Origin of the sequence: Lyngbya sp. CCY1209 (assembly GCF_035615495.1) — a bacterium.
GTDB lineage: Bacteria > Cyanobacteriota > Cyanobacteriia > Cyanobacteriales > Microcoleaceae > Limnospira.
Window position 1 is genome coordinate 1 of the sequence record NZ_JAJENU010000553.1, and the last position, 22,080, is coordinate 22,080.

Annotated in this window: 12 protein-coding genes; 4 read left to right on the forward strand and 8 right to left on the reverse strand. The window is 47.3% G+C overall.

Translation table 11 applies throughout. From position 1 onward, the window contains the following. Positions 1–162 precede the first annotated feature (162 nt). A complete protein-coding gene (locus tag LKE08_RS19170) occupies positions 163–606 on the reverse strand; it encodes a hypothetical protein (RefSeq protein WP_324705857.1) in 444 nt (147 codons plus the stop codon). A gap of 54 nt (positions 607–660) precedes the next feature. Next, complete coding sequence (locus LKE08_RS19175) at positions 661–1,512, reverse strand: M48 family metalloprotease (protein WP_324705858.1); 852 nt, start codon at positions 1,510–1,512, stop codon at positions 661–663. 223 nt (positions 1,513–1,735) lie between these two features. On the opposite strand from LKE08_RS19175, the gene LKE08_RS19180 reads away from it, so the two are divergent. Further along, positions 1,736–2,377, forward strand: a complete 642-nt coding sequence (locus tag LKE08_RS19180) for a DUF1361 domain-containing protein (RefSeq protein WP_324705859.1) — start codon at positions 1,736–1,738, stop codon at positions 2,375–2,377. A 27-nt stretch (positions 2,378–2,404) separates the two neighbouring features. On the opposite strand, the gene LKE08_RS19185 is transcribed toward LKE08_RS19180, so the two are convergent. Further along, the gene (locus tag LKE08_RS19185) at positions 2,405–3,076 is read right to left on the reverse strand and encodes a leucine-rich repeat domain-containing protein (protein WP_324705860.1); all 672 of its coding nucleotides are present in this window, start codon (positions 3,074–3,076) and stop codon (positions 2,405–2,407) included. An 81-nt stretch (positions 3,077–3,157) separates the two neighbouring features. Continuing rightward, positions 3,158–5,056 (reverse strand): tetratricopeptide repeat protein, encoded by a 1,899-nt coding sequence (locus LKE08_RS19190; protein ID WP_324705861.1) that lies wholly within the window; start codon positions 5,054–5,056, stop codon positions 3,158–3,160. A 91-nt stretch (positions 5,057–5,147) separates the two neighbouring features. Between LKE08_RS19190 and LKE08_RS19195 the strand changes: the two genes are divergently transcribed. The 3 genes from LKE08_RS19195 to LKE08_RS19205 all read left to right on the forward strand — a co-directional run bounded on the left by LKE08_RS19195 (position 5,148) and on the right by LKE08_RS19205 (position 13,738). Next, positions 5,148–6,260 carry a hypothetical protein gene (locus LKE08_RS19195; protein ID WP_324705862.1) on the forward strand — a complete coding sequence of 371 codons (1,113 nt, stop codon included), beginning with the start codon at positions 5,148–5,150 and terminating at the stop codon, positions 6,258–6,260. A gap of 193 nt (positions 6,261–6,453) precedes the next feature. After that, a complete protein-coding gene (locus LKE08_RS19200) occupies positions 6,454–6,708 on the forward strand; it encodes a Nif11-like leader peptide family natural product precursor (RefSeq protein WP_324705863.1) in 255 nt (84 codons plus the stop codon). Between the two features lie 184 nt (positions 6,709–6,892). After that, positions 6,893–13,738: a DUF4157 domain-containing protein gene (locus LKE08_RS19205; RefSeq protein WP_324705864.1), complete on the forward strand. Its 6,846-nt coding sequence runs from the start codon at positions 6,893–6,895 to the stop codon at positions 13,736–13,738. Here the strand turns inward: LKE08_RS19205 and LKE08_RS19210 are convergent. The 4 genes from LKE08_RS19210 to LKE08_RS19225 all read right to left on the reverse strand — a co-directional run bounded on the left by LKE08_RS19210 (position 13,735) and on the right by LKE08_RS19225 (position 21,802). Continuing rightward, positions 13,735–15,132, reverse strand: coding sequence for a cache domain-containing protein (locus LKE08_RS19210; protein WP_324705865.1), 1,398 nt, complete (start codon positions 15,130–15,132; stop codon positions 13,735–13,737). The genes LKE08_RS19205 and LKE08_RS19210 overlap by 4 nt on opposite strands. A 79-nt stretch (positions 15,133–15,211) precedes the next feature. Next, positions 15,212–18,022 (reverse strand): DUF4157 domain-containing protein, encoded by a 2,811-nt coding sequence (locus LKE08_RS19215; protein WP_324705866.1) that lies wholly within the window; start codon positions 18,020–18,022, stop codon positions 15,212–15,214. A 133-nt stretch (positions 18,023–18,155) separates the two neighbouring features. Next, positions 18,156–18,953, reverse strand: coding sequence for a hypothetical protein (locus LKE08_RS19220; RefSeq protein ID WP_324705867.1), 798 nt, complete (start codon positions 18,951–18,953; stop codon positions 18,156–18,158). A 17-nt stretch (positions 18,954–18,970) separates the two neighbouring features. Continuing rightward, the gene (locus LKE08_RS19225; protein WP_324705868.1) at positions 18,971–21,802 is read right to left on the reverse strand and encodes a DUF4157 domain-containing protein; all 2,832 of its coding nucleotides are present in this window, start codon (positions 21,800–21,802) and stop codon (positions 18,971–18,973) included. Positions 21,803–22,080: the final 278 nt, after the last annotated feature.

Below are 22,080 nucleotides of genomic sequence, written 5' to 3' on the forward strand. Positions count from 1 at the left end.
GAAACTTCCATGTGTCTTGGCGATTTCTAGCCCCTACACCCTACACCCTACACCCTACACCCGCGCGCAGCGCTATATCATCATAGATTGAGATAAAAAACCCGATTTCAAAGAAACCGGGAAAAGGGAGGTAAAACTCCAATCAATGATTCCAAAAACGATCTATTCCGTATCTTTATCTGTAGTTTTGGGCGCCGTCAGCACGTCCCAAGCCGCCTGAGCTGCCTTCATTAAGCGATTGCTAAATTCTTGCATTTTGTTGCTCCATTCTTGCATTTCTTCGAGCACGCTTTTCCAGTTTTTATCGGCTTCCGATTCGATGGTTTGAACGGATTTTTCCATCTGTTCCCGAGTCAGTCCTTGGAAACTTTCGATGGTCTTCTGGGCATTCCGCACCGAGCGAATGTAGGCTTCTTTGGAAAAATCCCCGGCGGATTGCATTTCGGACAAAGCCAGGTGTCTGATAGCATCCATCAGTTCTTGGGTTGCCTTTTCGACATCGGCGTATTTTCCATCGCCACTGTCGGCTGGTTCTTGGGGTGCGAGACTCGTTTCTTGATTCTGTTCCACGATCGCGGACTCCTTGGGTATATTTTCTTCGGTCATGGTTCGTTCTCCAGAGTGAAACTACCGATATGGTATCGCAAGAATAATAATTGCTCAGACGGACATCTGTTGTTCCAATTTTAACAGGGCTTGAATGCGGGCTTCCGTGGACGGGTGGGTGGAAAACAGATTGGACATCATCTGCCCCGAAAATCCGTGCATGATCAAAAGCGGTTCAAAGGCCGGATTGGCGCCCATCGGCAACTGGCGGGCGTTGGAGTCGAGTCGCTGCAACGCCTGGGCCAACCCCCGGGGGTTTCCGGTCAATTTTGCCGCCCCCGCGTCGGCCGAAAATTCCCGGGTCCGGGAAATGGCCAGTTGGATGACGGTGGCCGCGATGGGGGCCAGAATCACCGTCAGCAACAGGCCGAGGGGGTTGGGGCCGCGATCGCTCCCCGAACCCCGGAACCACATGGCGTAGGTGGCAAAATTGGCCAAAGCGGAAATCGCCCCGCCGACGGTGGCGGCGACGGCTTGGGTGAGGGTATCCCGATTTTTGATGTGGGTGAGTTCGTGGGCGATGACGCCTTCGAGCTCGTCTTCGGGGAGCAACTCGAGGATGCCTTCCGTGACGGCAACGGCGGCGTGTTGGGGGTCGCGGCCTGTGGCGAAGGCGTTGGCGGATTGGGTGGGGATGATGTAAATTCCGGGCATGGGCAAGTTTCCGCGATCGCACAGTTGTTGCACCATGTTATGGAGTCCCGGCGCCTGTTCGTAGCTGACGGGTTGGGCATTGTAGGCGCTCAGGGCGATGCGATCGGAATAAAACCACGATCCTAGGTTCGTCGCCGCCGCCAGGGCCACCCCAATTACCGCTCCCCAAGTGCCACCGATCACCCAGTAGCTAATCGAAATCAGCAAGGCGCTTAACAAAGCCAATAACACGACTGTTTTAATTTGATTCATCGCCCCCTCCTTGATGCGGGCTTGGGCTCTAAGTGAAACGAATTTCCCCAATCCTATCACTGCTGGAGGGCGAATGGGGGGCGGTCATTGCGATCGGGTTTTTTTCCGGAAAGACATCCGCCAATCCTGTTGCTATACTGATCTTGACCGGGGACTTCGCCGGTGGCGATCGCGACACCGCGGCCCCGCAGACTGAAAACTGCCAGAGGGGAAAAATTGAAACATGATGGAAACAATGATCGCCGACACGTTCAATATCCTCAAGCGACACAATTGGTTGATTTGGAATCTCTTTTTGGCGACGATTCCTTTGCTTCTCAGCGTCTTATTATTTCGCTGGAAGAACGATTCTCGGCCTTGGTTTTGGTGGGTCATCCTGGTTGTTTTTATCGCCTTTCTGCCCAACGCGCCCTATTTGCTCACGGATATCATTCACCTGATCCAGATCACTCGTTCCGAGGCTTCCATTTGGAGGGTTACCCTGCTGTTGATCCCCCTCTACGTCTCGGCTTTTTTATTCGGCATCGAAGCCTACACGATTTCCCTCATCAACCAAGGTTATTATTTGGCAAAACAGGGGGCAAAAAAATGGATTATTCCCGCCGAATTCCTGGTTCACTTTCTTTGCGCGATCGGAATTTTTGTGGGTCGATTCCGACGCTACAATAGCTGGGACTTGGTGACTCAGCCGCACGTTGTGATGGTGGGCACTTTGGACGATCTGACTTCCAAAAGACCGCTCTTGATAATGGTAATTACTTTCGTCATTATTTCCGTCACCTATCTGATCATGAAGCAAGTCACCTTGGGGCTGATCCTGCAATTCCGCTACCTCTACCGGCAATTTAAAGATCCGGAGCCGTAGCCCTTGAACGCGCTCCGATCTTCCCTCTTAAAACTGACAGATATATTTGGGAGAAACGGGACAGGTTTCGTCGGCGATCGGATTGTTGCGGACGAATAAATAGGTGAGGTTGTCCAGGGGTTGCAGGGAACTAATATCGGCGATATCATTTTGGTTTAAGTTCAACTCGCTCAACTCCGACAAACTGTCGAGGGGGCTGATATCGGAAATTTGGTTGTAGCTGAGGTTGAGCTCGTTGAGATTGGTCAAATTTGCCAGGGGTGAAATATCGACGATGCGATTGTAACTCAGATCGAGGCTGGTGAGATTCTTGAGATTGGCGAGGGGACTGACATCGGAAATGTGATTATTCATCAATTTCAACGCAGTTAGGTTAGTCAGACTTCCGATGGGTGCGACATCTTTGATCAAGCTCGTCGTCAGATCCAAGCGAGTCAAATTGAGCAAATTTTCGCTGGCTCGGACACAGTTAAATGTCCCCGCCTGTTCCAAGATGAGTTTGACGGTATATTCGGCTTCTTCCGACAAGTTTTCCCGATTCATGCACCAATCCATAAAATCGGTATAGGTTTCCGTCGATTCGGACTGTGCTGAAACGGAAACGGGAATTGCACCCATTGTTAGAGCGATCGTTGTTCCCACTACAGAAGCGGCGATCGCACGCGGCCAGAGTCGGGATAAATGGGCAAGCCAAACCATTGCTGACACCTTGAATATTGGCATTACTTTTCTATTATAGAATATCAGACGCAGGTTTTTATAGCAGTAATATCAAGTTGCCTATGGGGATGGGGGTGGCTGTCGATTTGAGAGTTCGGTTTCGAGTTGATATTGAATTTGCAGGGCGACGGGTTGGTTGGGATTCAACTTCAGGGCTTCGGCGATCGCTTCTCGGGCGGCTTCGAGTTGCCCCAACCGTTCCAAAGCGTAACCTCGGATCGCCCAGGCGTTGGCATTTTCCGGCTCAATTCGGGTCGCCTGCTGATAGGCAAAAACGGCATCTTCGTACTCTTCTAAAGCGATAAAAGCCGTTCCCATATTATACCACCCCTGAAAAAATTCGGGGTTGACGATCACTGCTTCTTTGGCTGAAATGACCGCTTCTGCATAGTCTCCAGCCTGCCAGAGGGCGACGCTGCGACTCGACCAAAGATCGGGGTTTTCGGGGTCTAATTCCACCGCTAAATTATAGGCTTTTATCGCCTCCTCGAACCGTTCCAGAGAAGCCAAAACTCGGCCGCGATTTTGCCACGCCTTGGCGGAATTCGGGTCGAGTTGGATGGCGCGATCAACCGATTCCAACGCCGCCAGGTAGTCTCCCCGATACCACAAAATTACGGCGCGATTATTCCAGGCTTCGGCGTAGTCCGGTTGAAATCCGACGGCGCGGTTGGCGGCGATGCTGGCTTCTTCTAGTTGGCCCTGGGCGGCGAGGGCGACGCCCAACTGACTCCAGGCGGGGGCCGAACCCCACTCGTCCCAAAAACCATCCCCTTCCAAGGCGGCTTCGCAGGCTTTTTGGGCGGCTTGATACTGCCCCAAATCGTTCGATAACCGGCACTGGTTGACGAGGGCATAGGAGTAGTCGGGGCGCAGTGCGATCGCCCGTTCGTAGGCGTTTAAAGCCTCCCGATCGCGGTTCAGGACACTGAAGACGAACCCCTGGGCAGCCCACAGGGTGGGATCGTCTTCGTTCAAATTCAGGGCGCGATCAAAGGAGGTGCTGGCCTCTTCGTAATTCCCCAAATTAATAGAAGCAAATCCCCGATATTTCCAGGCGCGATCGGCCGAACTTTCGCCCCAGTTGCGATCAATTTTCAGGGCTTTTTCGCAGGCGGCGATCGCCTTGTAGGGTTCCTCCAATTGATACCAAGAATGACACTGATGCAACCAAGTCTGGGAATTGTCTGGTTCCAATTTGAGAGCCGCTTCGTAAGTTTCTAAAGCCACTTCGTATTGGTTTTGGCGTTCGAGGATCAGCCCTTTTTGAAAGATGACGACGGCCGGGGTGGCATCCTCCCAATTGCGGTCTATTTCCAGGGCGCGATCGCAGTTTTCCATCGCTTCTTCGTACCGCCCCAGGGCAGATAACGCCGCGCAGCGGTAGGCGAGAACGAGGGAATATTTCGACTCCCGTTCCAAGGTCATGTCGGCGGATGCGATCGCTTCGGTATACTGTTTTGTTGCTAATAAAATATGAGTCCGTTCCGCCCAAATTTCCGCCGCTTTGGGTTTCAAAACAATCGCGCGATCGCAGGCAGCGAGGCCCTTTCCGTACTCCTGTTGGTCAGCTAAAAGGTGGCAGAGATTCGCCCAATAGTCGAAGTCTTCCAACCCCTCCAAGGCATCAGAAGCCCCCAGATCCGGCGATGGCGGGATGGGTACAGATTGCAGCGGATCGGGCACGGGAATTGATGGGGTCTCCTCGACTTCGGCAGGAAGAATCGGATTTCGGGGTTGCAGCGGTTCCGGCGTCTCGACATCGATGATAATCGGATTTTGCGGGCGGGGCCAATTGACCGGCGGAATGGAGGGGCGATCGCGGTTGGGCAATTGTTCGATTTGGGCTAAAGTGGGATGGGTGGCGATCGCACTTTCCGAAATCAGCATTAGTGCTGCCAGGATGCCACTCCTCCAACTCCAAACCGTTGCCCGAATTCCCGCCGATGTCCCGTTCATTTTTTCATGAGTTCAATTCTGAATATTCTCTAATTGTAAGGTGCCGGAAAGCAGACTCCAAATTTTTTTAATCTAATTTACAGATTTTCTAATGGGAACTCTGACTGATTATTTAGATGCGATCGCCCCCAACCTTTCCCCCGATCTGATTTCGGCGGAATTCCGCCGCCGCCTGTCGGGTATCGGGCAACATTTCCCCGATGCGATCGCCTCCTTGGTGGGGTTTGAATGCCGCCTCGCCGACCCCACCCCCCAAGCCGATCTCTTTTTTCGGGTGAGTCCGGAAACCGGAGGCCGGGACATCGTCGCCGGTTCGGAAGCGGTGGAAACCCAACCTCAATTTTATCACCTATTGGCTGGTTACGAAACTATCCCGTCCCTAGATGACGAATTAATTGACCATCCCATATGGCAAAAAATTCGCCAATTTTGCACTCAATGGTCAACCCCAAATACATCTTTTTACGACTATATTAAAGACCTGTGGTTGGAATTCGATCTCGACGCCGAACCTCCTGCTATTCCCATCCCCAGCGTCTTTTTGGGTTCCTCGGCGATCGCCCATCTTTCAACCCATCTTAATCCATTGTTGGAACATCCGCTAACTTCCGAAAAAAGTCAACGTATCGAACGCACGCTGAACGCTTTACCGAAGACAGCGAAACTGTTTCAATCCGGCGTGTTGCTGAGTCGGGAACCCCACAATATTCGATTCTATATTAGCGATATTTCTATTCAACAGATCTGCCCCTATTTAGACCGGATCGGATGGCAGGGCGATCGCCATCAGATCGCCGCCATTCTGGCTTTCCTATCGCCGGGAATCAAGACAACAAATTTGCAGATAGAAATTGAAACTGACATCGCACCCACCATCGCGATCGAATGCTATCTCGAAAATCGAGAAGCCTGGAAACTGTTCCTCGAAGGTTTGGTCAAAACCGGATTTTGTCTGCCCCAAAAACGGGATGCGATCCTCTCCTTTGGTGGGTTAACTCGCGAGGGAGATTCCCCCGAAAATTGGCCGGGAACACTGCGGCGGCGATCGCAACTTCTCGGCCCCGGATGGGAAAGCGTTTTATTCCGCAGATTGGCTTATTTGAAACTGATCTATCGCCCGGGAATACCCTTGGAATTCAAAGCTTATTTGGGGGTGCAACCTGGTTGGATAGACACCCAATCTTGGGGCGTAAAATTAGAGTAAAATAGTCCGTTGTTGCCCTTACAGCTTGTTATAGCAGTGTGAAATGATTCGTGAAAATTCGATCCGGTCAAAGCCCCCAAGATTGGGGGTTTGGGGGCTAGACAATTTTACAAATGGTTGCACATTGCTATATTACAGGCAGGATGCCTGTGCTACAGTAGAATAAGCTTCTAGCTTGTCCGCTTATCGAGTCATGCAAGATTTTATTGATGCGATCGCGAATCGCCCGGAATTGCAGGAACAAATTATCGCCGCTTCCGACTGCGAAGAACTGGCGAAAATTGCCGCATCGGCCGGATATTATGTGACCGTCAAAGAATTACAAGCTGTCCTGACGGCATCCTTTGATGAACTCGTCCTGCAACTCGACAGTCCCCCCGGACTCTCGTCTCGTTACGGACGAATTTGGCTGGATCAACTGATCGAATCGATCTGTTTTTCCAGTTAAAAGATTGATTTGAGAGGGTGAAGTCGAGCCGAGATTTCTGGCCATTAAATTCCGAAACCGAATGCAAATTTCTCCTAAAAATTGTGAACTTTAGTTAACAGATGCTCCGCCCGTCGCGGGAAACCCCTATAATTAATAAATTGCGAAAAGGTAAAGTTACGCTTGCTGTACCTTTGGGGGAAAGATGGTCAAAATTAGAACGAAAATCCCGCAGATATCGCCCGCCACCCCGAGTGTACAGGCTAAAACGGCTTTACCGCGATCGCGATCGTTTGCCGAAACCGACACCGCAACGCCGGAAACTGCTACCGACGGGCGATCGCACTTTTTTTCCCCCCCGAACCCACCGGAGATCCGACGCCAAGCCAACCTCGCTTCCGGCTATAAATTTGACCGATTGTCCATCCTCGACTACACCCCCGCCAAACTGCAACCGAAACGCCTCGTCACCTCCCCGGCAGACGAAGAGGGGGAAGAAAACAGCGATTTAAGCGGAGAAGAAACGGCGGAAATGGACGAGCTGGCACCACCGGAAACGCCGCCGCCGGAGGACAATAAACCGCCCGACACCCAACTGCAACGTCAGCCGAAAGGGGACGGATCTTTTGTCGCCCATTCCTACATCGCCAACCGCATTATCCGCCGGAAAGGTCGTGGCGTTCCTATGCCAGAACCCGCCCGCGAGTTTATGGAATCTCGGTTTGAAAATGATTTCAGCCGGGTCCGTCTCCACACCGACAGCGAGGCGGTTCAACTCAGCCACAATTTGAGGGCGAAAGCGTTTACCCACGAAAACGATATTTATTTTAATGCCGGACAATACAACCCCAATTCGGCTGGCGGCAGGCGGTTATTAGCCCACGAATTGACCCATACGATTCAACAAACGGGGGCGAGAGTTCAGCCGAAATTGCGGGGCGATCGCACTTCCAAAATTAACCGAATTAAACGGAAGGCGATCGGCAGAGTTCAGCGATCGGACGAAGAGAATGTCAGTATCAATTTGAAACCTTTGTCTTCGATGATATCTTATATAGGGACTGCTCCCATTCAGCGATCGGACGAAGAGAATGTCAGTATCAATTTAAAACCCTTCTCTTCAACTGTATCGAATTTGGCAGGGTTTTCGATTCAGCGTTCTTCAGATGAAGAAAATGTCAGCATCAATTTAAAACCCTTTTCACCCAATTCTGGGGGATTGCCTTTTCAACCGCAACTGATTGTCGGAGCCCCCGGAGACAAGTACGAACGAGAAGCCGATCGCATGGCGGATATGGTCATGTTGATGCGTTTGCCCCCCACAGCCGAGCCCATTCAACGCCAAGAAGAAGAAACGGCGGAAGTTATTTCTCCCACTATTCAACGCATCAATAGCCACCGTCCCCGTCGCCGTTCTGCCATTCCTTATGCCCTGCTTCATTCCTCGGAAGAAAGCGAGGATGAGCAAAATGTAAATATTACTCTAAAATCCAATAAAAATCGGAAATCAAAACGCCCCAAAAGCCGTGCATTTGAAGCCGATCAAGATATCGAACGCCGCCTGAAAGCGAAGAAGGGGAGTGGTAATCCTTTGCCGGAAGACACCCGAGACTTTATGGAATCTCGGTTCGGGCAAGACTTTGGAAAAGTCCGAGTTCATACCGATGGGGACGCGGCTTGGATGAATCAGGAGTTGGAAGCCAAAGCATTTACCTATGGGGAAGATATCTATTTTAATGCCGGAGAATATAACCCGGAATCAGAACAGGGTAAAAAATTACTGGCTCACGAACTCACCCATACCGTGCAGCAAACGGGGTCAAAAGCAAAGGATAAATCGACATTAGAAATTCCGGATAAAAATAATAAAGTTCGGCGACAACCAGACATGATTTCGAGTTCGGAAGCGATCGTGCAGCGCCGGGACTTGAGGGAAGAACTGGAGAAAAAACGAAAAAAAGAACAAGAAGAAGAGGATAAAAAACGACAAAAAGAGTTGGAAGAGAAAGAAAAAGAAGGGGAAGATAAAGAGGAAGAAAAAGAGGAAGGCGAAGAGGAAGGCGAAGAGGAAAAAGAAGAAGGTGAAGAGGAAGAAAAAGAAGCAAGCGAAAATAAAGACAAAAAAAGAATAAAGAAAAAATCAATAAATAGAAAGGAAATTCAAAAATCTGATAGTCAATCAAGCGACCAATCAGACGGTGAATCAGACGGCGACAAGTCGGAGTCGGAGTCGGAGTCAGAAGAAGGCGATTCTGAAAAAAAAGAGGAAATCAAAGAAGATAAAACTGAAGCCGAGACAGCCTTAGCTGATGAAATTAAAAATAAGAAAAGCGAAGGGGGAGATTTTTCTGAAGCTGAAAAAACGGAAAAATCTACCAAAGAAGAGGCTGATAAAACGGAAGAAATGGTCGGTGCTGAGGATGAAGAAAAAGCTAAAGAAAAAGGAAAAACTTTAGAAAAATCCTCTGAAAAAGCAACCGATTCAGAGATGTCCAAGGCTGACGAAACAGACGGAAAAGAACAACAGATAAAAGTCAAAGATATTGCCGGGGAAAAGAAAGCCAAAGAAGAAGCAGATGCCCAGGCTGAGAAAGCGGAGGTAGAAGCGGAAAAAGAAGGGGAAAAAAAAGCGGAAGAACAGGAAAAGGAAACCAGCCCGGAAGATGGCTTTTTGGAAGCGACAGATACTCCGGAAGGATTGGACGATCCGGGTGTGGTTGAAGCCCCGGATTTGACCGGAAAACCCGCGCCGCGATCGCCCGATTCTGACCCGGCATTTAAAGCCGCAGTGGGACAAACCCAACACCTCGCCGCCGAACAAAGTACCCACAAACCCGCCGCCGATAAAGCCAGAGAAGCCCAAGATGCCGCCGTAGACCCCGCCCAGCAAATGCGGGAGGCTCAAGCATCTCAATCGGAAGAGGCTTCCCTGAAGGAAGTGAAACCGTTTAATAAGGAAGAATTTATCAGTAACCTTCTGGCTGTACTCGATCAAAATAAACCCGAGAGTCAGGAAGATGTCGAACAGGCTAAAGGTGCGGGTGAGGCGACGGAAGACATCAAACAAGAAGTTGAAAATACCAAATCCGAATCGGGGGGAGAACTCGAAGATTCCGCCACCCGAGAGCCCGCGCCAGATCTGGAGGAACCGAAGGTTTCAACGCCGACTCCGGACCCCGTTGAAGAAACTGGAGAAGCCCCCGTTCCGGAAGCGATCGATGCGGAAGCGACGGTGCCGAAATCTCAGTCGGAAGAACAGGTCGAAAAGCCCTTAGAAGAAACGAAACAGGCTTTAGATGAATTGATTCCCGCAAAGCTTCAGAAGAAGTCGATCGTGGGGGCACCGTGGGACAAATACGAGCAGGAAGCCGATCGCACGGCGGAAACGGTGATGAGGATGCCGGAGGCGGAAACCTCGTCCTCCCTAGAAGAAGAAAGCGAGAGTGAAGTGGTTCCGGTGAATGCCACGGTATCCCATCCGCAACGGATGATTCAGCGGGACGCAGAGGGATTTACAGCCGAAAAACCGACCCAAGAAGGGGAGGTAATTCTCGATCAAAATCGGGTGGAATTGTACGAGTCGGAAGCGGGAATTAATGTTTCCGATTCAGTCGAAGAAGCGAAAGAAAATGTCGAGGAAACGGCGACGAGTTTTCGAGAGGAAGAACAGGGGGTTCAGGAAGAAACCCTCGACGTTCAATCCGGGGCTGTTTTCGACTCTCAAGAGCAGATGTTCGCGACGCGAAGCGAGGAATTTATTAATGTCGCCAATACCCAAGCCCAAGCCCAACAAAAGGACGAAGGGGAACGGGCGAGAGTCACCCAAGAAATTCAGGCAATTTATGACGAAACTCAAGTCAATGTCAACGGCATTCTCGATCGCATGGATGCCCGGGTTAATGCCGAATTTGAAGCGACGAACAAAAAGGCGAGAGACGCTTTTGAAGCCAAACAGCAAGAATTATTTCAAGAGTGGAAACATGATTATTACTACAACAGAAACCCGCTGTGGATACCCTGGATCGAGATCAAGACGGGTTGGGCTTATGTCAAGGTTCGCTTTTATCTGAAACGCTTTTTTAATTTGCCTCTGTGGGCGTATAATAAAATTATTAGCGGCCTTCCCAGCGAAGTGAATAATATCTATGCGACGGCTCGGGAAGTGTTTGTCGCCGAACAAAAAGCCGGGGTATATCGGATTGCCGATATCGTCGAAGAAGAATTGGCGAATGCAAAAAATGCAGTTCAAGAAGGGCGCGATCGCGTCACCACCTACGTCGCCGCTTTGCCGGAAAGTTTGAAAGGGGTCGGCAACGAAGCGGCGGCTAACGTGCAGGCTCAATTTGACAGTTTGGAAAGCAGTATTAACGATCGCCAAAACAAACTGGTCGATGATTTGACGGCAAAATATGAAGCCAGCCTCAAAGAAATTGACAAACGCATCAAAGAATTAAAAGACCAAAATAAAAGTTTACTCGCCCAAGCCGTTGCCGCCATTGCCAAACTAGCCGCCTGGATTCTGCGGCAGGTGTTGCGAGTCATCGAACCGGTCATCGCACAAATTCCCGGGGTTGGGAGTCGGGCGGGGGATTTTCTGGATGCGTTTGTTGACGACCCGAGCGGGATCATGGATGCCCTATTTGGTGGCGTTGGAGAAGGATTTAAAAACTTCGGAAAAAATATTGCCACCCACCTTAAAAATGCCCTTTTTGATTGGCTGTTGGGAATGGATATGCCGATCAAGTTTCCCGACAAGTTTGATTTACAGGGGATTCTCGATATCATCCTGCAAGTTTTGGGTTTGACGAAAGATTATATTTTTGAGTTGGCTTCCGGGGCGTTGCCAGATTGGGCGAGTGACATTTTAACCACTCTGATCGAAGATGGACCCGCCGCCTTGAAAGAGTATTTGGAATCCATACCCGAGGATTTACCGGCGTTGGCGGTCAGCTTTTTTACGGCGATCGTGGAGTTTCCCAAGAAAGGGATCATGGTGTTGTGGGACTTCATCAAATCGGGTTTATCCACCCTTAAAGATGTGTTCATGAGTGGCATCATGTTTGAGGTGGTAATTCCTCAAATTGTGATTGCGGGGATTCAATGGGTTTTAAGTTTGACGAATCCGGCTTCAGGAATTGTCAAAATTGCCAAAGCAATTGTTGATTTACTGATATTTTTTATCAACAATATGGACATGATCCGGGAGCTTTTGGAGGCGATCGGATCGGTAATGGATGCGATTATTTCCCAAATTGTCAGCCAAATTGCCAAGGCGGTTGAGTTTGCATTGGTTAAAATTCTTCCGCTCGTTTTGGGACTGTTGGCCAGCGTTTTAGGTTTGGGTGGTCTTCCCGGCAAAATTCAAAAAGTGATTGAAAAGTTGAGAAGTCCGGTTGATAAGGTTGTGGGTGGTGTTTTTGATTCTGTCGGCAGCGTTTTGATGGTTCTCGATCCCGCCGCTTTTCTGATGGATTCATTGGAAGATTCGCAGGATCAAAAATCCAAGAAAAAAGGCAAAAACAAAAAAAACAAGAAGAAGGGCAAGAAAAAGAGTCAGAAAAAGAAAGGCAAAACTAAATCCAAGAAGAAAGGGAAGACGGACAAAAAGAAAAAGAAAAATAAGAAGGGTGAAACCAAATCCAAGAAGAAAGGGAAGACGGACAAAAAGAAAAAGAAAAATAAGAAGGACAAAACTAAATCCAAGAAAAAGGACAAGAAAGACAAAAAGAAAAACAATAAAAAGAAAAAGAAAAAATCCAAAGTTCTGAAGAAAGTCGCGACAAAATTGAAGAAGAAAATCAAGAAAAATCCGAAAGCCCGTCGGGTTAAAAAGCTGCTGAAAAAATTCAAGAAGAATTATAAACTGAAATCCCTGAAAATGAAGAACAAGAAAAAGACGAAAAAGGGGAGCAGCTACGTCATTGTCGGAGTGGAAAGAAAAACCAAAAATAAAGGTAAAGTCCAGAAAAAGGAGGCATCAATCGGCTCCAATTATAAGGAAATAACACCTGCAATTGAAACAGCTTTAGAAACACATGAAAGTCAAGGAGAAGCTCTGTCAGAATCGGTTCGAGAACCGATGGAAGCGGCGTTTGGCTTCAATTTTGGGCGAGTTCGCATCCACCGGGATACGGAAAGCGATCGCCTCAGTCGTTCCTTGAATGCAAAAGCATTTACGACGGAAGGAAATATTTTCTTCCGCCAAGATACTTATAATCCCCACAGTTCCGGCGGTCAAAAACTCCTCGCCCACGAACTCACCCACGTCGTGCAACAGTCGGGAGAACAGCCCGACATTCAACGCTTTTTTGCGTCGGATACCTACAGCCGCGAAGTGATTCCCGTTCTTCCAATTGGCGATCGCCCGCCAATTCCCACGATTCAGGCAAAGAAAGATAAAAATCAAAAAGTGAACATCCGATCGCGGATCAAAAAGCGCAAGTTAAAAATGAAAGTGACAATAACTGAAAAGAAAGAGGAAGAAGAAGAACCGAAGAAGAAACTGAAAGAAAATATGGATAATCCGGAGGCGATCGAAGAAGTCGAAATGTCCCCGGCACTGATTGGAAATGTAGTGCAGGCAATCAAAGCGATTATCAATCAGAATCCCGATAAAACGATGGTCAGTAGCAAACTCGAAGATGTGCGAGTTAAATTTGACCTCGACGTTGTAAAATTGGTGCGGACGATGACCATCGGCGATAGCTTCGCTTACATTGTCAACGTTCAGGGGAAAGGTAAATATTTGGATGCTCAAAAGATGAAAGCCTTTTTGAAGCGGCTGGCGAGGGAAGGGGGTACGCCTGCTAATATTGGCATCGATAAAACCTTGGCGGCGGAACTCAAGTCACCAACCGGCAAATCGGCAAAAACCACGCGATCGCAAATCGGATCTGCCAAAGGTCAATCCCCCAAACCGGCGAGCACGAAGAAATCCCAGAAACCCAACGTCTCCCAACTCCCGGAACTCGACATCACCACGAAAGTGCGGCCGATCAGTTCCAACAGCATCGAAGTGATGGTTCGGGCTAATCCAGACTCGGAGAACTAATCATGGGAGCGCTTCTGTCGCACCTGTTGGGAGCGTGCGATTAAGTTTTGTAAGTCCTCAAGATTGAATCCCCGACCCTGAGAAGCGGTTCGTCGCGACTCCTCATTTTTTCGGCTGAGTTCTTCGAGTTTTTCCCCCAAGCTTTGTTGGCGGGTATCGATGCTTTCAACCATTTCCAAAAATGTCTGGCTAAATTCGCCAATTTCATCGGGTCGGGATGCTATTTCTTGTAAACTGAGCGCATCAAAATCATCGGTTTTTAAAGCCTTCGCCGCCCGGTGTAATTCCCCCACCGGCCCCACAATCCACTGCGATGCCACCACTCCCAAGACCGTCGCAACACCTGTTACGATGATTCCGATCGCCAGAATAAAACGAATGTTCCCATAAACCAGTTCGGTAAAATCGCGATCGGGAATCACCACCACAATTAGCCAGTTTAAACCCAAATTTTCCTGCAAGGGAGCCACCTGTACCAGTTGCCGTTGACCCTGCAATCTGTAGCTGAAGCCCGTTTTTTCCTGAATATCAGCTAGGTTGTCGCTGTTCTTCAACAGGTATTTCATGGTGAATTGAATCACGGGTTCCTGACTTTGAATGGCGGGCAATCGTTCCTGTTTTTCGTCGATTTCCAGAAATGGCTCTTGGGCTGTTGAACTAGCAACCAAGTCGCCGGAAGGCTCGATAATAAATACCACCCCTCGGGGGCTGATTTCCAAACCGGCAAGAAAATCACTAATTTCACTCAGCCGGTAATCGATACCAAAAGCGCCGATGAAATCACCTTGAGCGTTATAAAGGGGTACGGTTGAGGTAATCCCTAACTGTCTGTAAGTAGCAAAAATATAAATGGGACTCCAGGTCAGATCGCCGACTTCCCGGGCTTTAGTATACCAAGGGCGGATGCGGGGATCGTACTGTTGTTCTGTCACTCTTTTCTCCCCCTTGCGTCCCCGGCTGTCGAGGCTGTACTCTTCCAAACGGGGGGCGGTGGTGCGATCGCGCAACAATAGGGAAGTCCGACCATCCGGGAAGCGTTTCACTTCCAGAAAATTGCCATTTTCTGACCCAAAATAAATGTCGAGGCCGGACTGACGAGTTTTGGTTTGATCCCAGAAGTAGGATTGCAAGACCTCGAAATTATTGGGATCGAGAAATCCTTGACCCGCCGCGATCGCATTGTAGCGGTTTATCAGTTGGGGAACTTCTAGGGCGGCGGCGATGTGTTTTTCGATTGACAGCAGAGCTTTATTGCTCAATTCTAAACTCAGGACATCGATCGCGTGGCGGCCGCTGAGAAATGCCAGCAGGGTGGTTAGTCCTGTGGCGAGTAACAACGGGAGAGCGATCGACAGGGGCAGGACATATCGAATTGAGATGAAACGTTTCAGCATCGCTCCTCATTTGACAATTGCATCAAGTACAAATATAGACTTGATTTCATTCAATTTACATTGAAATACTCTATTTTTATTAGCCGTCTTCTTTTTGTGAATTTTGTTGTTCTGGCATCGGCTTTTCAAATAATAACTTTCTGCGTTCTTCCTTTAATTTTTCTCCCAACAACTCTTTAGATGTAATGACACCTTTCTGCACATTTTCTTCCGCTGTCTTAAGCTGTTTTAACCAATCGGCATCTTTAACTGTTAGACTCTTCCCATCCTCACTTAGGGTCGTATAGTCAACGACCCGACCGCCAAATTCCGCACCGATCCTTCCGGCTTTACTGGTCCCGGTGGGAGACACCTCAGCCGGAGCGCCCCTCTTATCGTGATACATACCAAACACATCTGTATGAGCCATTCTGGAGGTTTCAGCACCAATTAGTACGCTGCCAGGTTTTTCCTTGCTTGGAGGCCTGTAGTAGATGTACATATGACCGTGTCGGCCATCTGGTAGGATGACATCACCCGCCATATCTTCATTGCCCAGTCCACCCAACGGTATATCCATTCCATAATGTTTGATGGTACTCGTGGCTCCAGGGACTTTACCCTTGATATCAAAAGTGTTACTCTTGACCTCCTTCAATGAATTTTGAGTAACCTCTACGTCGTGACTAGAAGCAATTCGAGTATCGACCTTTGCTTTGTAATAGTCACTGGATTTATCCGCACCCTTGTCATTATGTGATTTCGGTTTATGTTCTTGGACTTGGGCTGATGAACCACCCAGCAGCCAATAAATAAACTCATGCTGGTCTTGTTTGCCTTGAAGAGGGGGCAAATTGATCATGACGCGACCGCCGTGGGAGAGTGCCACTGCAACGTTCTCTTGCCATTCCTCAAACTTGGGTTTGTCTTGGTCATCACGGTACATCAATCCATGCTGAAGAACAATAAAAACTCGTTTCAGAATGGCAATGGCTGAATCCGTTTGTTCCTGATATTTTTTGGCGATCTCTTGATTTGACTTTGGTATAGTTGTTAAATCATTATTTAGAGCCTTTTCCCACATTTCAGTATCTTTATCATAGATCCCTTTCTTCACGGCTTCATAGTTTTCCTTTTTCTTCTGGCTATCTTCACTATTAGGATCGGTTTTGGCAGCTTTCTCGTACTCTTCTTTAGCTTTCTTCATATTCTTCGCTTCATAACGCAAATATCCGGGGGTTTGACGAAATTTTTCATCCTTAATTCCTAAATCTCGCTGATAAGTCGCAATTTGCAGACGGTGAATTGGACTCAAAACTGCCTCTCCACGAACATCAGGCGCAATTCCCAGAGTTTTAAGGTCAATGTCATGTTCTTCATATCTTTCCCAATCTCCGATCACTCGTTTTTCTTCTGCCACCTTTTCTAACTCTTCCTGGGTAAGAAAACCATTTTGAGATAAGTAGGTTTTCCCTTCGGGAATTTGACTCAACTCTTGTATCACTTTAACGATATCATCTTTTGTTATCACTTTAACGATATCATCTGTATCATCATCATCTTTCAGAAAACCTTTGCCCAAGTCGATTTGCTCGGCAAGATTCATTTTCTTCGATTCTGTTTCACCTTTTTTGTTTTTATAGTCTCGCTTTTCAATTCTTGTCAATTCGTTTATTTTTTCGATATTATCTTTTTGTGATTCTAAAGCCTTATCATTGCTATTGACACGTTTCTTGTCGGAGATATAAGTTCCATACAACTGCAATCGAGTTGCCCGAATATAACGAGGAGGTTGACTATCTTTAATTCGATACCATCTATTGTTGCCAGCCGGATCGATCTTGTGCTGAGTTTCATCATCACTAATTTCGACCAAATCCCCAGGATTATATTTTTCTTTACTCTTCTTATTTTCATCTCTGGCATGAGCTTTATCTTTTACTGTATATGTTTTCCTTTGTAGCGTGAGTAAGCCCCCAGTAGCGACGGTTGAATTGTCGTCTTTTTTCGACTGAATTTGACTCCCACCCTGCTGCACCACATGGGTCAACTCGTGGGCGATGAGCTTTTGTCCGCCCCGACTCTCCGGCCGATACTCTCCCTGTTTAAAAAAGATGTCTTTGCCCGTCGTAAAAGCCTTGGCTTGGATGGACTGATTCAGTTGATTGGCTTGGGAATTCTGATGAATCCGCACGCCGCCAAAATTTGCTCCCATTGCCCGCCCCATTTGGGACTGCAAGTTCTCATCCAACGGTTGTCCGCCGCCCTTTTCTCGCCGAAGGGACGACTCGAAATCCGCCGACACTTCTCCCCCAGCTTCGGCAGTCTGGGGCTTCATTTGTACGTCTTCATCATCTTCTTCGGACTCTCGCTGTACCGTTTCTGGCTGCTCTTTTTTCTGCAATTTAGAAATCGTCGGCGGAGTCGATAACTGGGGTTTTTGTTGCAGTGTTTCTTCCTCCTGTTTCTGAACCTCTGTCGTCGCGGGGGGAGATTGGATGCGATCGACAACCACATCCGCCACCCGGTCCGCTTCTTGTTCGTATTTGTCCCCTACTGCCCCCACGGTGAGTTTGGCTTGAATGGGTGGCGGGGGTGCGGAATTTTGCGGGTTATCTCTTCGGGCTAAATTCTGAAATTGGCGGTGCATGGGCGAGTTGGGTTCCGCCTGCATCTGCACGTCTTCTTCTTCGCTGCGCTGGATGGGTTGGGTTGGGGCGTCGCCATTGCCCACAATGGAAATTTTGGCAAAATCGAACCCGGACGCTTCCGGCTGTGATTCGCGTTCCGGCGGGGCCGCTTGTTTGTCCGGGGGGGCAAAGTTGGCATCCTGAAACGGCCGGGACTGAAATTGTTCCTGCACGGGGGCAGGGCTTTCGTTTTGGCGTTTTTTCCGGCGTTGGATTTTCATTGATCGGGACTCCTTATTTGAATTAATTGAGTTTTTAAATGCGATGTAAACCCCATTTATAGGGATAAAATATATCGTATTTATTCCGAATTACAAAATAGTTTTTTGTTGAACATGGTGATTTATTACAGCCTCATAGTTTTCGTTTTGTGATATAATTCAATAATATTCTTGCTTTCTTTTTTAAATTCATATTTTCGCTGTCATTCATATCTTCAATAAAATCATCTAAATGAGTACAAACAATGCTATCTTGGGTGAACGCTTCTGGCGGGATTTGATCCAACTGTGGTAAGAGAGCATCTACAAATTGACTGAACAGATCTGGATGAGATGCGATCGCAAACTCCCCCGCATTATACATTCCATTCAGTAACGAAGACCATCTTTGTTGAGCCACAAGATCGACCTCCCCTTTTAAAGACATCAACCAACATAAAAAAGCAAATTGAAATTCTTCCAAAAAATCTGCTATATTTCCATGATGAGTTTCCCGGAAATTTTGTTCAAACCGAGATGGATGATTGGGGGCAAATTCACTCGAAAAATCTGATGCAGCGTTTTTATGTAATATGGGTGAATCGGTGGTAATATATTGAGTAATAGAGTGCCAACCTTGCCACTGATTGGCTGGGTAGGGAACCAATGCCATATCCAGTGCATTTTGATGGGCGAGCTGAGAATATTGAGCTGTCTGTTCCGGCGTCTCATCAACCAACTGTTGTTGGTCCGCATCAAATCTTTTCACCAATACCGTTTCAGGTGAAAGATAGCACCAAAAATTTCTCCATTCTCCCCGGTCTAAAATTGCCCCATAATGGAAACCTGGGGGAACTTCTCGAAAGCCTCGGAAACCGCCTTGGATTTGATGCACCAGGAGGTCAAGTTGAACGGACTGCTTGGGAATGTCGCGCAAGATAATATAACTCATCGCTCATTTAGGTGGAATTACATTGGATTTTGGTTTTGGTTATTTTCTCGTTGCTTCTTACGAAAATCGATCTCGACTTGTTTGCCAACTTTAATCACCGTTTCCCTGAGTTGGGCAACCGTTTCAAAACGAGCTTTAACGAAGTCTGGGAATTGACCATTGCGCAGGTCAACTGTATTTTCTAAATCTGATAATTCTTGGCTCTCTGCATCATTTAACCCTTTTTCACTCGATTTATCCCTCAATTCTTCTACTTTGGTTTTGTCCGATTTCAGCTTGGCAGCTTCTGCTCCAATCTCCGCCAGTTCTTGATAACCAACTGGCTGATTTTCATCCATAATTGGGATTGCAGATTTCGCCATGCGATCGATATATTTACCGGCTTTACTGGCAGCCTTTATAACCTGATTATCTTCATAATTACTCAAAACTTTCAATGTATCTCCAACTTGCTCTCGGAAAGAATGAAGATGCTCTTCTTGAGACATAATTAAAGTAGACTTTCCTTTGCCAATTTGTTGTCCGATGACCGAAAAATGAACGGCTCCTTGGGTGAAATAAGCTTCATTTGAATAAATAATAGCTTCTGATAGAGCGTTTTTGAGCTTAATTCCTACTGCTTTTATTTGAGATTCTTTTTTGAGGGGTTGTAATGATTTTAAATTTTGTAACTCTTGCCGTAATTGACTGACTGTTTGTAATTTTTCTTCATAAATTAAATTTGCAGCCATCATTTTTTTAGATTCTTCCGTCTGGTGATGGGAAAGATGCGCTTTCCCTTGATCTAACATAGACCGCATTTTTTGATAAATTTCATCCCCGCTATTTTCAATCTCCTTAATTTTCTTGTCTAAACTACTTTGATAGTCTTGGTAATAACCTTCTGCATCTTCAATTTGATTTTCGATTTGCGATCGACGAGCGAACTCATCATCGGAAGTATATCCTTGAGGTTGTGGTAATATTTCTTGCTTATAGTTATTCCACTCACTATTTTTCATATAAATTCGCATTTTTAGCATAGACCAAACATCTTGGTTTAAAGAAAATGCCTCAAAACCCAATGATTCTCGTGCCTCGGGTGCATTTAATTCTTGAATTTCCTGCACAGGCGTTATGGTACTATTTTTATCGTCAATTTTTTTCATATCAAATGGTTTACTTGGTTTACCTTCTTTGTTGAGGCTAGGAGTCATAAAATCTTGAGCATAAACATTGACATCATAAACAGTTCCGGGGTCTAATGCCCAATTTAACTTCGTTTTGAAATATTGATTAAATAAACCCACTGCTTGAATGGAACCCGCTCCTTTCAAATTATAATCAATATCCGAGGTTAAAGATGTGCTGCCTGCTGACCCCCAAGCCAAAACTTGTTCCTCATACTTCATCTCTTTAAATTGATTTTGTGTCCACAATTCTGTTTGAATATCTTTTAAAAGATTATTGGTTTCTTCTTGTCGTAGTTGTATAAAAATCTTCATCAGCTTTTTGAAATTATCTAACTTAGCTTCTGCTTCTTGTTTTTCTTTTCCTAGTTGGACCCATTTGTCTGTATACAGCAGGTACTCTTGTGCTAAAAACCAGTTAGAATAAAAAGCACTTTCAAGAATTTTTCTCGCCTCTTGTAAACTTACATTGCCCAGAGTATCAGCGTTAGCCCACACATATTCAGGGCTGTTTGGTATTGAACCGCTGTTCGTTCCGCTAGATTTGCTGTTGTTTTTAACATTTTCCGGATTGGCAATATTTTTAGACTTTGTGGATTTATTGGTCGCCACAGGTGTTCCAATCGCTTCTTCGATTGTTTTGAGTTTTTTGGTTTCCTTGACAGAAAGCAAAGGAAGACCCCTGGCTTTACGAATTCGGTTGGCGTGTTTAATTTGCTCTTTACTCAACTTGCGTTGAATTATCGGATGAATGAAATCGGCTTGAACAGCGTGATTATTTGATGCCCCACCCTGCTGCACCACATGGGTCAACTCATGGGCGATTAGCTTTTGTCCGCCCCGACTCTCCGGCTGATATTCTCCCTGTTTGAAAAAGATATCCTGTCCCGTAGTAAAAGCCTTGGCTTGGATGGATTGATTCAGTTGATTTGCCGGGGAATTCTGATGAATCCGCACGCCGCTAAAATCCGCCCCCATCGCCGAACCCATTTGGGACTGCAAGTTCTCATTCAACGGTTGTCCGCCACCCTTTTCTCGCCGAAGGGATGACTCGAAATCCGCCGACACTTCTCCCCCGGCTTCAGTCGTCTGGGGCTTCATTTGTACATCTTCATCTTCTTCTTCGGACTCCCGCTGTACCGTTTCTGGCTGCTCTTTTTTCTGCAATTTAGAAATCGTCGGCGGAGTCGATAATTGGGGTTTTTGTTGCAGTGTTTCTTCTTCCTGTTTCTGAACCTCTTTCGTCGTGGGGGGAGATTGGATGCGATCGACTACCGCATCCGCCACCCGGTCCGCTTCTTGTTCGTATTTGTCCCCTACTGCCCCCACGGTGAGTTGGGCTTGAATGGGTGGCGGGGGTGCGGAATTTTGCGGGTTATCTCTTCGGGCTAAATTTTGAAATTGGCGGTGCAGGGGCGAGTTGGGTTCCGCCTGCATCTGCACGTCTTCTTCTTCGCTGCGCTGGATGGGCTGGGTTGGGGTACTATTACCATTGCTAAAAAGGGGAATGCTGGCAAAATCGAACCCGGACGCTTCCGGCTGTGATTCGCGTTCCTGCGGGGCGGCTTGTTTGTCCGGGGGGGCAAAGTTGGCGTCCTGAAACGGCCGGGACTGAAATTGTTCCTGCACGGGGGCTGCAGGGCTTTCGTTTTGGCGTTTTTTCCGGCGTTGTATTTTCATTAGAACACCCTCCCAATTGCCGCTTCCATTGATAATAGTCGGAACGAAAAGCTATAACTGCACCTTATATCAAATCCTGATAATTGACCACAAAACATCTGAGATCGAGGGAGTCGGGAGTCGGGAGTCGGGAGTCTGATTTTTCATCCTTCTCCCCAAATTCTCCATCCTCTCAATGTCTGAGCAATTAACCGGGTCTGATATTAATTGTAAATCAAAAAGGTGATGATTTATGTAAATTTTTGTGTAAAAAAAAGTCGAAAATTGGGTTTTTCAGA

Excerpts from the sequence above, each read along its gene's own strand:
- LKE08_RS19215 (WP_324705866.1), bottom strand. The coding sequence starts at position 18,022 with ATGAAAATCCAACGCCGGAAAAAACGCCAAAACGAAAGCCCTGCCCCC.
- LKE08_RS19180 (WP_324705859.1), top strand. The coding sequence starts at position 1,736 with ATGATGGAAACAATGATCGCCGACACGTTCAATATCCTCAAGCGACAC.
- LKE08_RS19205 (WP_324705864.1), top strand. The coding sequence starts at position 6,893 with ATGGTCAAAATTAGAACGAAAATCCCGCAGATATCGCCCGCCACCCCG.
- LKE08_RS19190 (WP_324705861.1), bottom strand. The coding sequence starts at position 5,056 with ATGAACGGGACATCGGCGGGAATTCGGGCAACGGTTTGGAGTTGGAGG.
- LKE08_RS19220 (WP_324705867.1), bottom strand. The coding sequence starts at position 18,953 with ATGAGTTATATTATCTTGCGCGACATTCCCAAGCAGTCCGTTCAACTT.
- LKE08_RS19195 (WP_324705862.1), top strand. The coding sequence starts at position 5,148 with ATGGGAACTCTGACTGATTATTTAGATGCGATCGCCCCCAACCTTTCC.
- LKE08_RS19225 (WP_324705868.1), bottom strand. The coding sequence starts at position 21,802 with ATGAAAATACAACGCCGGAAAAAACGCCAAAACGAAAGCCCTGCAGCC.
- LKE08_RS19185 (WP_324705860.1), bottom strand. The coding sequence starts at position 3,076 with ATGGTTTGGCTTGCCCATTTATCCCGACTCTGGCCGCGTGCGATCGCC.
- LKE08_RS19210 (WP_324705865.1), bottom strand. The coding sequence starts at position 15,132 with ATGCTGAAACGTTTCATCTCAATTCGATATGTCCTGCCCCTGTCGATC.
- LKE08_RS19200 (WP_324705863.1), top strand. The coding sequence starts at position 6,454 with ATGCAAGATTTTATTGATGCGATCGCGAATCGCCCGGAATTGCAGGAA.
- LKE08_RS19170 (WP_324705857.1), bottom strand. The coding sequence starts at position 606 with ATGACCGAAGAAAATATACCCAAGGAGTCCGCGATCGTGGAACAGAAT.
- LKE08_RS19175 (WP_324705858.1), bottom strand. The coding sequence starts at position 1,512 with ATGAATCAAATTAAAACAGTCGTGTTATTGGCTTTGTTAAGCGCCTTG.